At 42.7% G+C, this 11,333-nt stretch carries 12 protein-coding genes; 1 reads left to right on the top strand and 11 read right to left on the bottom strand.

The window, feature by feature from the left end:
• Nucleotides 1–278 precede the first annotated feature (278 nt).
• The 3 genes from HT680_RS04700 to HT680_RS04710 all read right to left on the bottom strand — a co-directional run bounded on the left by HT680_RS04700 (nucleotide 279) and on the right by HT680_RS04710 (nucleotide 3,789).
• Nucleotides 279–2,519, bottom strand: a complete 2,241-nt coding sequence (locus HT680_RS04700; RefSeq protein WP_173258595.1) for a DNA internalization-related competence protein ComEC/Rec2 — start codon at nucleotides 2,517–2,519, stop codon at nucleotides 279–281.
• Entirely contained in the window at nucleotides 2,503–3,153 is a 651-nt protein-coding gene (locus HT680_RS04705; protein ID WP_173258597.1) for a helix-hairpin-helix domain-containing protein, read from the bottom strand. Before HT680_RS04705 ends, HT680_RS04700 begins: the two co-directional genes overlap by 17 nt.
• A gap of 66 nt (nucleotides 3,154–3,219) precedes the next feature.
• The gene (locus HT680_RS04710; protein WP_173258600.1) at nucleotides 3,220–3,789 is read right to left on the bottom strand and encodes a GNAT family N-acetyltransferase; all 570 of its coding nucleotides are present in this window, start codon (nucleotides 3,787–3,789) and stop codon (nucleotides 3,220–3,222) included.
• A gap of 175 nt (nucleotides 3,790–3,964) precedes the next feature.
• On the opposite strand from HT680_RS04710, the gene ald reads away from it, so the two are divergent.
• Nucleotides 3,965–5,077 carry an alanine dehydrogenase gene (gene ald / locus HT680_RS04715; protein ID WP_173258602.1) on the top strand — a complete coding sequence of 371 codons (1,113 nt, stop codon included), beginning with the start codon at nucleotides 3,965–3,967 and terminating at the stop codon, nucleotides 5,075–5,077.
• Nucleotides 5,078–5,140: 63 nt separating this feature from the next.
• Here ald and HT680_RS04720 read toward each other — a convergent pair whose 3' ends face one another.
• From HT680_RS04720 to HT680_RS09235, 8 genes are all read right to left on the bottom strand, one after another.
• Entirely contained in the window at nucleotides 5,141–6,127 is a 987-nt protein-coding gene (locus HT680_RS04720; RefSeq protein WP_173258604.1) for a PhoH family protein, read from the bottom strand.
• An 80-nt stretch (nucleotides 6,128–6,207) separates the two neighbouring features.
• On the bottom strand, nucleotides 6,208–6,423 hold the full coding sequence (locus HT680_RS04725) for a YozE family protein (RefSeq protein WP_001232084.1): 216 nt from the start codon (nucleotides 6,421–6,423) through the stop codon (nucleotides 6,208–6,210).
• Nucleotides 6,420–7,025, bottom strand: a complete 606-nt coding sequence (locus tag HT680_RS04730) for a GrpB family protein (protein ID WP_173258606.1) — start codon at nucleotides 7,023–7,025, stop codon at nucleotides 6,420–6,422. Before HT680_RS04730 ends, HT680_RS04725 begins: the two co-directional genes overlap by 4 nt.
• 11 nt (nucleotides 7,026–7,036) lie before the next feature.
• Nucleotides 7,037–7,891: an RNA-binding virulence regulatory protein CvfB gene (gene cvfB / locus HT680_RS04735; protein WP_001095457.1), complete on the bottom strand. Its 855-nt coding sequence runs from the start codon at nucleotides 7,889–7,891 to the stop codon at nucleotides 7,037–7,039.
• A 59-nt stretch (nucleotides 7,892–7,950) separates the two neighbouring features.
• Entirely contained in the window at nucleotides 7,951–8,508 is a 558-nt protein-coding gene (frr, locus tag HT680_RS04740; protein ID WP_173258608.1) for a ribosome recycling factor, read from the bottom strand.
• A 7-nt stretch (nucleotides 8,509–8,515) separates the two neighbouring features.
• Nucleotides 8,516–9,253, bottom strand: a complete 738-nt coding sequence (gene pyrH / locus HT680_RS04745; RefSeq protein ID WP_096407615.1) for a UMP kinase — start codon at nucleotides 9,251–9,253, stop codon at nucleotides 8,516–8,518.
• A gap of 83 nt (nucleotides 9,254–9,336) precedes the next feature.
• Nucleotides 9,337–10,671 carry a methylenetetrahydrofolate--tRNA-(uracil(54)-C(5))-methyltransferase (FADH(2)-oxidizing) TrmFO gene (gene trmFO, locus HT680_RS04750; protein ID WP_173258610.1) on the bottom strand — a complete coding sequence of 445 codons (1,335 nt, stop codon included), beginning with the start codon at nucleotides 10,669–10,671 and terminating at the stop codon, nucleotides 9,337–9,339.
• Between the two features lie 249 nt (nucleotides 10,672–10,920).
• Nucleotides 10,921–11,333 (bottom strand): LPXTG cell wall anchor domain-containing protein (locus HT680_RS09235; RefSeq protein ID WP_173258612.1); only part of this gene is annotated, 413 nt, incomplete at its 5' end.

Consider the following 11,333-nt stretch of genomic DNA (forward strand, 5'->3'; position numbering starts at 1 on the left):
CTTGGAATGTTTACATATTTACGTCCGTGGTAATTCATACTAAACTTCCAAGCGGTATTCCAATCATACCAATAACTTTTAGTAACTGTCACAGCTGCTGCACTGGACTGACAAAAACAATAGATGATAAACTCGCTAATAAAACGACTTTTGCTGATTTTTCATGTTTTCATTGCATTTATATCATTACTATTGGAAACACTTTCATTATATCGTTTTTCTCAGTATTATGCAACAGATATTTTGTTTATTTTACTAATATATAACATTGTTTCTTCCTAACGAACGCTTTCGATTTGCCAACGATTCCATCCTTTAAAGCGGATAGCCCCTTGCTGGTCAGTTCGGTAAATCTTACTCTTGATGGTCTCTAGTCGAGTCAAGGTTTCCTGATGGGGGAGTTTCGCACGATTGTTCTTTCCAACTGAGATGAGAGAAATCTCTGGGTTGAGTTTTTCTAGAAAAGCTGGATTTGATGAGGTTTTAGAACCATGTTGACCGACTTTCAAGACGTCCACCTCTAAATCAGGGTATTGCTTTAAAAGATCCTTCTCTCCCTTCTCTTTCAAATTTCCTGTGAAGAGAAAGTGCTTATCCAAAAGTTTCCCATAAAGAACTAGAGAATCATCACGATCCCCATCTCCAATCTTCCTTGGAGATAGGACTTCTAAGTAACCGCCAAAAATCGGTAAATTCTCCCCTGCTGTCACACTGCGTACCTTGGTTTGAGTCGCTTGTAGTTCTGCCACAAATTCTTTCTGTGTTAAACTTCCTTTTGATACTAAAATCTCCCCGACATGGAAAGCCTTGGTCACCTCTAGCAAATCTCCAACATATTCTTTGTCTGTGTTGGTCAAAATAAGCTGGTCAATCTTGGCTACTCCGCGACTTTTAAGATAGGGAATCAAGGTTCGCTGGGCATTACTGGTCGTCGCCTTTTCTTGCCATTTTTCGATTTTCTTATCAGATTCTGCCTTGCCTCCCACATCTATGAGAATGGTTTTACCTGTTACATCCCGTAGGAAAATACTTTCCCCTTGCCCTACATCCAGCATGGTGATTTCATTTTCAAGTGGATGCTTGATCAGGAAAAAGAGTCCCACAATAAACAAGCTTAATCCCGCTAGTCTTTTGATGTTTTTTCTCATGTCATAGAGCAAGGCTAATGAAACTAAGAGAAGAATCAAAAGCCATGCATTGGGTTGACCAAAGACCAGAGGCCTGCTTGCCAGCTGCGATACCAAGCGAATGATGTCCTCCAACCACACAAAGACAAAGTTAAACTGAGTGACTGGGGAAACAAAAGACAGAATGAATAAGATGGACAAAAGCGGTAAGAATACCACATCAAACAGAAAGGAAAAGACAAAGGTCAAAAGGATAGACCAAGGCTGAAATTCTGCAAAATAGAAGGATAGAATAGGCAATATTCCCAAGGAAATGACCAGACTTTCTCTTGCAACAGCCTTGAGCCCCTCCCCTTCTTTGCTAGTCATGGTCAAGATAAAAGCGTAGGCGCAGGACAAGACCCCTCCAGCTGTCAAGAAAAAGTTAGGCATGATGATAAAGAGGACAAGGACCGTCAAGGCAAAATTATCCAAACCCTTAAGACCATGTTGGGCCAGTAACTTTTGCAAGAGACTGCGAATGACCGAAGCTGAAAATCCTGTCAGACCTGCATAGATAAGGGAAAAAGGATAGGTCAGCCACTTCAACTTTTCTTGGGTCAAGCCCAATCGTAAGAGAAGTTTCTTAAAGGCATCCATAAAGAAGCCCACCTGCATACCCGACAAGGCAAAGAGATGGATAATTCCTAGACTAGAATAAAGTTCATTCATCTCCTCAAAGTCCGTATCCAGATGTCCTAACAGAAGACCTGTCATATAGTTGCGCATAGGGTCTGGAAAGTGCGTCTTGATCCAAACTACAGCCTTTCGACGTAAACTTGATAAATTTTCACCTATATCCCAACTGCTAATTTTTTTCAGTGACTGGACGCTCTTGATAGTCAGTGTCTGGTAGATTCCCTGAGTCTTCAGATAGGCTTGGTAGTCAAATCCACCAAAATTTCTCTGCCCTTCTGGCTCTGAAACTTTCCCCTCTAGCTCTATCTCGTGAAGGTCTGTTAAGTCTTGAAAGTGCTCTTTCTCCTCCTCGGACTGAAGTTTATAATAAACTTGGAAGGTACGGCCGTCAGCCTTCCCCCGAAAGGATAGACTATCCCCATTGACTTTGATGGTATCTGGTAAAATCCTCACCTTTTCAACATAGCCAACCAAGTCTTGACTCACTTGTGTCTGTTGCCAGTTTTGAAACAAAAACCAAAATCCAAAAACTCCACAAATCGCTAGAACTTTGCCAGCAGATTTCCAAGGAAATTGGAAAAAGAGGCAGACGAGCAGAAAAACAAAACCTAGCAGTGCGAGATAGGACGTTCCAAAAATGGCATAGTAAAGCCAGAGCAACAGAAAGTTCAGATAGATTAGGGGAATAGGGAAGTTTTTAGTCCACTGTAACATAGTCTTTTAACTTTTCTATGGTCTTTGCGCCAATCCCAGAAACCTTCTTGAGTTCATCAACCGACTTGAATTTCCCATTTGATTCACGATGGTCGATAATATCCTGAGCTCGTTTGCCGCCCAATCCCTTGACCTGCTTGAGTTCTTCCAGACTGGCTTTATTGAGGTTGACCTTCTTTTCTTTACTTGTCGAAGGAGTCGTTCCAGAGGCAGCCTGCTGACTAGCTGCTTCTTCTCCCTTGGTTGGAACATAGACCAGAGCCTCGTCACTGACTTTCTGAGCAAGATTGAGCGATTTGCTATCTGCCTCCTCTGTCAAGCCACCTGCCTTCTGAACGGCATCATGAACCCGACTCCCTACTGGCAAATCATAAATCCCTGGTGATTTGACAGCACCCTTGACATCCACTGTGATCAGATCTTGTTCAGAAGACTCTTCCTTTTCTTCCTTTTTCACTTCTTTTTCGGTAGATGTCTCCTTTGAAACAGCTACAACTTCAGCCTGCAAATTTGTTTCTTTGACGGGTGTTTGTGAAGTTGGCTTTAGTAGGAAAAATCCGCCGAGGGCCAAACCCAAAACAGCACAAATGACAATGATTTTATACTCTTTGATTTTTTCGATAATTGCTTCCATATTTTCTCCTCTCTTAAGTTATTCGCAAGAGAAAGAAAAAAACAGCTGAAAAATCTTTTCAACTGCTTACTTATTTGCAAAATAATCTTCCTTGGTCAAGGCATAATGAACTCTTGTGATAATTCGACCTGGTTCTTTATTATCCATTCTGGCATAGGGTTCTTCATGTGAAAAACCCATACCTGATTTCTCCATGACTCTTCCAGATGCAGGATTGTCCTTGTCGTGAAGAGCAGTCAACTTGTTCATTCCAATCTTCTCAAAAGCCAGTTCAATCACGGCACGATTGGCTTCTGTCGTCAATCCTTGATTCCAATACTTTTGGTTGATAATGTAACCAATAGCTGCTTTTTTGAGAATGGGGTCAATCTTGTGCAAGTCAATAGTTCCGATAAACTTGCCATTGCTTTTTAGTTCGATTCCCCACCGTCCCAAGGGATTAGCCAAGTAGAACTGAGCGATGTTGTTCTTGGTTTCTTCTAAACTCTGATTGGTTGGAAAAGTGTAGCGTGTATTTTCTCTATCCGAAGCATACTCAAACATAGCTTCCGCATCATTCAAAGTCACAGGTCTAAGCAATAAACGTTCTGTCTCCACTATTGGATACTGGGCAAATTTCACAAATATTGATTCCATACTTTTTCCTCCATTAGAGCTTGATTCTCACTAGAATAGCATAAATGAAATTAGATAACAAGTTTTTCTTGATTTTTGAAGCGGTTTCATATAAAATAAAATCATCGCATTTTTGATTTAAACAAACAATGTGACAACTAAAACAATACCGTCAATTGAAAGGTAGGTTATCTCTATGTTAATCGGAATTCCAAAAGAAATTAAAAATAACGAAAACCGCGTTGCCCTAACTCCTGCTGGCGTCCACAGTTTGATCACCCGTGGTCACCGCGTCCTCATCGAAACAAATGCTGGACTCGGTTCAGGCTTTACTGATGCGGACTATCAAAAGCAAGGTGCTGAGATTGTCGTTACTGCTGCTGAAGCGTGGGCAGCTGAGTTAGTCGTAAAAGTAAAAGAACCTTTAAGTTCTGAATATGGTTACTTGCGCGACGATCTTCTTCTCTTCACCTACTTGCACATGGCCGCTGCGCCAGAATTAGCAGAAGCTATGTTAGCAGCCAAAACAACAGGAATTGCCTACGAAACTGTTCGTGACAATCAAGGACAACTACCGCTCCTCGTTCCTATGAGTGAAGTTGCAGGTCGTATGGCTGTTCAAATCGGAGCTCACTTCCTTACTAAGCAAGCTGGTGGCTCTGGTGTTCTACTTGGTGGTGTACCAGGTGTTCCAAAAGGAAAAGTAACCATCATAGGTGGCGGTGTCGTTGGTACACATGCTGCCCGCATCGCCTTGGGACTCGGTGCTCAAGTGACTATTTTAGATATCAGTGCGAAGCGTCTCTCGGTTCTAGAAGAAGTCTTTGGAAACCAAATCCAAACTCTTATGTCAAATTCTTTCAACATCGAAGCAAGTGTGAGAGATGCTGATGTGGTGATTGGTGCAGTTCTCATCCCTGGGGCCAAAGCACCAAAATTGGTTACAGATGAGATGGTCAAACAAATGCGTCCAGGCTCTGTCATCGTTGACGTTGCTGTTGACCAAGGTGGCGTTATCGAGACAGCTGACCGTGTGACAACGCACGATGAACCTGTCTATGAAAAATACGGTGTTCTCCACTATGCTGTTGCTAATATCCCTGGTGCGGTTGCCCGTACTTCAACCATCGCCCTAACCAATGTCACTCTTCCTTATATCGAAGCTCTGGCTGGCAAAGGATTCGCACAAGCAATTGCTGAAGATGAGGGCTTGCGTCAAGGTGTGACCACTTATCAAGGTTACTTGACCAGTCTTCCAGTTGCCCAAGGGCTAGATAAGGATCACACTTCGATTGATGAACTTGTCTAAAAACATTAACTAATTAACACAGATACGATAAAGAGCAGTTCAAATTGAACTGCTCTTTTTTTGCTATTCTGTTTCTTCGTTCTTTTCTTCAACCTTAACTGGAGCTGGTTCATAGGCTCGAATAATCTGAGCGACAACTGGATGACGAACCACATCCTTTGCTGAAAAATGAACAAAGTCAATTTGGTGAATGTTCTTGAGCTTTTCTTGGGCATCAATTAAACCGGACTTGACGTTACGCGGAAGATCAATCTGGCTGATATCTCCATTGACAATCATCTTAGAATTAAAACCTAAACGCGTCAAGAACATCTTCATCTGCATGATGGTCGTATTTTGCGCCTCATCGAGAATGACAAAGGCATCATCCAAGGTCCGTCCACGCATATAGGCAAGGGGCGCGATTTCTATAATTTCACGCTCCATAAGACGAGTCGTTTGGTCTTTCCCGAGAATCTGATACAAGGCATCATAAACAGGTCGAAGATAAGGATCCACCTTTTCCTTGAGATCACCCGGAAGAAATCCAAGACTCTCACCAGCTTCCACTGCTGGTCGAGTGAGGATAATTCGCTTGACTTGCCCACGTTTAAGGGCAGTCACTGCCAAGGTCACTGCAAGAAAGGTCTTCCCTGTCCCTGCTGGTCCGATTCCAAAGGTCACATCATGCTGTTTGACACTGTCCACATAAAGCTTTTGACCCAAGGTTTTGACACGGATAGGCTTCCCAGTATTATCCTTGATGATTTCTTCTTCGTAAAGGGCGACAAACTTGTCGATTTCGTCGTTTTTGACCATGCTAATAGCCGTCACCACATCTGGCGTGCCAACCGTCATTCCTCGATTCACCAAGACCATCAAAGCCTGAATAACCTGACGGGCTTCCTCACAGGCAGTCTCTTCTCCGATAACCTGAACAATCTCCGTACGGGCATGAATCACAACATCGAGCTCTTCTTCCATCAAACGAAGATGGCGCTCATTGGATCCAAAAAGATGAAACAGGTCATCTGGATGACTCAGTTGAATGTCTATTGAATGTTCCTTCAAATAAAGAACCTCTCTAATCCGTTTATTTCTTTTTATTATAGCAAAGAGAACAATAAAATACTAGCCTCATCTCATTGTCTCTAGTGTTCTAAGTATTCTTGCCAGATGGCGTCAAAGTCTCCTAGGTTAAAAGAGAAACTGGCATGTTCCTCCAAAAAGCGACTCACCTCATCAAAATCATCCGTGTGTTTTGGAAATGCTGACTCTTCAAAAGCGAGGTCTGCCAAGATGGCTTTGGGGCTATTACTTTTAGGATTTCGCTCGGTCATGAGCCAAGTGTAAAATGATTTTCTCAATTCTTTCTCCTATCAAGAGTTTTTTGATGACACTTTTCTGATTCTTGAAAATTACTGGACTTAGCCTCTGATATGTAGTGGTTTATAAAATCTGTTTTCGCATCTGTATAGGCATCACGATTGTGTTCAAATTTTTTCCACAAACTTAGTTTTAATTCCTGATACGCTTGGGCAATATCTGGATGCTGGCAGAGATAATCTCTAAAATAAATCTCGTCATGATCTCCCGTCATTCGCAAATGTAGATGAAAAACTTTCTCGGCAAAGCCCTGCTCTGTATATCCTTTATTTAGCGAAATCCTGTTAGGACTCTCCGACATCACTAGCCAACCATTCTTCACCAATAAATCCCTAACTCTTGCTAAATCCTCTATTCTACCTACTTCAAGCAGAATATCAACGATATTTTTGGCCCAAATATTAGGTATAGCAGTGCTGCCGATATGTTCTATTCTTTTAATAACATTTGCACCCAATATTTTTTTCAGATTTGCTTTTTCCGATTCATACCAGTCTTTCCACTCTGATTTGTGCTCTACTAGAAAAATAGGAAAAAGTTTCCAGAGTTCCTCTAAACTCATTTCTTCAAGTTTCTTTATCATGTCTATAAGACCTAAATCAACTCTGTCCCAAACTGATCTTGCTTGATTTTGCCAGCCTTCATCAAGCCACCGAGTGCTTTCTTGAACTGACCTTTAGAGATACCAAAGGTTGCCTTGATGTCCTCGGGAGACGACTTATCATTTAAGGTCATGAAACCGCCATTGCTTTCCAAGTAGGTCAAAATCATCTGAGCATCATTTTCCAACATTTCAAAAGAACGTGGTTTGAGGGATAGGTTCAAGGTACGGTCCACTTCACGGAAACCGATGACACGTGCATCTAACACTTGCCCCAAACGTGGCTCTGCATAGCGCTCACTTGGGTGAATAAAACCAAGCATGTTATTCTCTGGCAGATAGACAAAGGTCCCTGACAGCTTGAGACGGTAAACAATGGCTGGCCAGTTTTGGTTCTGCATGTTGTTGTAGGCAGGACGAGCCAGACGTTGGAAATCTTCTTGATACGCCAAAAGTCCCCAGATGCGGTCTTTCTTGTCCACCTCAAGACGGATGTAGAGTTTGTCGCCTTTCTTAGGCCAGAGTTCCTTGAGCTCAGGGAGGATGTCGAGTGACACAACAATTTCCTTATCAGGTAGACCAGTATCCACAAAGACGCCCAAGTCCTTACGAACTTCTGTTACGGTTCCCCAACCAAATTGGTCCTGTGTGGCAGTCACTTCTAAGGTTGTCAAGCGGAGTTTCTGCTTCATATCCGTATAGGCAAAACCTTTGACCGTATCCCCTACTGTATGTTGACCTTCTTCCTTAGCAAGAGCATAGGTCTGACCATCCTTTTGCACAAAGTAAAAACGGTCATTTTCATCGATGATGAGTCCAACGATAAAACTTGCAAGATTTGTATTCATATTTCCTTCTTTCGAATAAAACTCAGCCAGCAATGCCAACTGAGTTTTTCTGTTTATTTTTAGACTTCCAAGAGTTCTTTTTCTTTGTTGGCAGTCATGTCGTCGATGTGTTTGACAGCATCGTCTGTTACTTTTTGAATATCTTTTTCAAGAGTCTTCAATTCGTCTTCAGTGATTTCTTTTGCTTTTTCTTGTTTTTTAGCTTCGTCCATAGCGTCGCGGCGGATGTTACGGACAGCCACTTTAGCATTTTCACCAACCTTTTTCACTTCTTTGGCAAGGTCACGACGAGTTTCTTCTGTAAGAGCTGGGATAACCAAGCGGATCACAGAGCCATCATTAGCTGGTGTAATACCAAGATCAGAAGCGTTCAAGGCACGTTCGATGTCTTTCAATGAAGACTTGTCAAATGGTGTTACCAACAAGACACGCGCTTCTGGAATGGTAATTGAAGCGATTTGGTTAAGAGGAGTTTCGACTCCATAGTATTCTACGTGGATACGGTCAAGCAAGCTTGCATTGGCACGACCGGCACGGATACCACCAAATTCACGAGCAAGTGATTGGTGAGACTGGGTCATTCTCTCTTTAGCTTTTTCTACAATTGCGTTAGTCATAATTTTCTTATTCCTTTTCTTCGATATTGTTTGAAACTGTTGTTCCGATATTTTCACCAAATACGACACGTTTGATGTTGCCTGGTTGGTTCATGTTAAAGACAACCAAGTCAATGTCGTTGTCCATAGAGAGGGTTGAAGCTGTTGAGTCCATGATACGAAGACCTTTGTTGATAACATCACGGTGAGTCAATTCTTCAAACTTGACGGCTGTCTTGTCTTTCTTAGGATCGGCATTGTAAACACCATCTACACCATTTTTAGCCATAAGGATGGCATCCGCTTCGATTTCAGCTGCACGGAGGGCTGCTGTTGTATCTGTTGAGAAGTAAGGTGAACCAATTCCGGCACCAAAGATAACGATACGGCCTTTTTCAAGGTGGCGAAGGGCACGTCCACGTACGTAAGGCTCAGCCACTTGTTGCATAGAAATAGCTGTTTGCACACGCGTATCGACTCCAACTTGTTGCAATGAATCTGCCATCACAAGAGCATTCATAACGGTCCCAAGCATTCCAGTGTAATCTGCCTGAACGCGGTCCATTCCTGCTTCTGCAGCAGGTTCTCCACGCCAGAGATTTCCTCCACCAATTACAAGGGCAATTTCGATCCCTAGACTATGAACTTCTTGAATCTCTTTTGCAATTTTTTGAACTGTTTGGATATCAATCCCTACGCCACGTTCACCGGCAAGGGCTTCACCTGATAACTTGATTAAAATACGATTATACTTGGGGTTCGCCATTTTTACTCTCCTTTTTTTATCCTACCTATTTTATCACAATTTCTAAGATTTTTATAGTATCATGAGCAATTCTTTCAAAAAAATTAGACAGTTAAAAATTCCTCTAAGTCAGCAAGAGCACGCTCTGCAATTTTTTCATAACGAGCCTTCTTATCACGGATACGCTCGCCTTCTAACTCCTTGATAATCCCAAAATTGACATTCATAGGCTGGAAGTGTTTGCTGTCCGCATGGGTGATGTAATGAGCCAGACTGCCAATCGCTGTTGTCTCTGGGAAAATAGCTGCGCTTTCTCCCTTGAAGAGACGAGCCGCGTTAATACCTGCAACTAAGCCTGACGCTGCTGACTCAACATAGCCTTCCACACCCGTCATTTGACCAGCAAAGAAGAGGTTTGGCTGTTTCTTAGAACGATAGGTCTGCTCAAGAAGATTTGGTGAATCCATGTAAGAATTACGGTGCATGACCCCATAACGGACAAACTCCGCATTTTCAAGACCAGGAATCATTTGGAAAACACGCTTTTGCTCTCCCCATTTGAGATGGGTCTGAAAACCGACGATATTGTAGAGACTACCAGCCGCGTTGTCCTGACGGAGCTGGACAACCGCATAAGGTGTTTTAAATTCTCCATCACGCGGACCTGTGTAGTCGTCTGGGTACTCCAGACCAACTGGCTTCATAGGACCATAAAGCATGGTTTTAATGCCACGCTTGGCCATGACTTCGATCGGCATACAACCTTCAAAGTACTTTTCTTTTTCAAAAGAATTAAGCGGTGCTTCTTCCGCATGGACCAAGGCTTCATGAAAATCCATAAACTCTTGTTTGGTCATGGGAGCGTTGAGGTAGGCTGCTTCTCCCTTATCATAACGAGATTTGAGATAAACCTTGCTCATATCAATGGTGTTGACATCAATTATAGGTGCTGCCGCATCGTAGAAATAGAAACCATCACCATCATTAAGGGCATGAATCTTTTCGGCTAGGGCATCGCTGGTCAAAGGGCCAGTCGCTACAACTGTAATAACATCTGTCGGTAATTCTGTAATTTCATCACGCACTACTTCGATTAAGGGGTGGTTGGCAACTTTCTCAGTCACCATCTGAGAGAATCCATCTCGGTCCACCGCAAGGGCACCACCAGCAGGAACACGCGTAGCCTCAGCAGATTCCAAGATGACAGAACCCAAGCGACGCATTTCTTCCTTGAGGAGCCCAACAGCATTTGTCAGGGCATCGCCACGAAGAGAATTGGAACAAACTAACTCTGCAAAATTGTCTGTTTTGTGCTGGGGTGTTGACTTGACACCACGCATTTCATAGAGTTTAACTGGAATACCACGCTCTGCGATTTGGTAGGCTGCTTCAGAACCTGCTAAACCTGCTCCGATAACATTGATATAAGATTGAGACACGACACTAATACCTCTTTGGGTGGAACCTCAATCCATATTCAAACAAGCCACTGGATTGGTTGACACCCACAAATCTTTCTAATTTTTCTTTTACTAGTATAACAAAAAAGGTAGGCAGAAAGAACTAAAAAGGCCTATAGATTAAAAATGAGCCCACAAACAAACCCCAGATAGCCTTGAGCCATCCGGGGTTCTTGTTTTCATCGCTAAAATGATATCAGCAATTTCATTTTAGTTGATTTCTGGGACTTAGTCTTCTAAATCCATCTCAGAAGCTGCTGATTTCTTCTTCTTGCCAAGAAGAGAGGCAGTTGCCAAGGCAGCTACTCCTAATCCAAGACCAGCAAATTGGTTACTTGCAGTTCCTGTATTTGGAAGTTTTCTACCGTTTGAGCGTCCTGGTCCAGCAGGTTGTTGTGCAGGAGCTTGTGAGTGGTTCAAAGCGCTTGAGATTGAAGCACTGTCAGACAAGCTAGCTGAGGTACTTACGCTGTCGCTCAAGCTTGTGCTTGTTGAAACTGATTCACTTGTGCTGATTGAAGCTGATTGGCTAGCTGATACAGATGCTGAAGTTGATTGGCTAGCTGAGTCATTGCTTGTGCTTGTTGAACCTAAACCGCTACCTGAGTTGTTGCTTGCACTGATTGAAGCTGATTGGCTTG

The organism is Streptococcus sp. 5905 (assembly GCF_013276505.1).
Taxonomy (GTDB): Bacteria; Bacillota; Bacilli; order Lactobacillales; family Streptococcaceae; genus Streptococcus.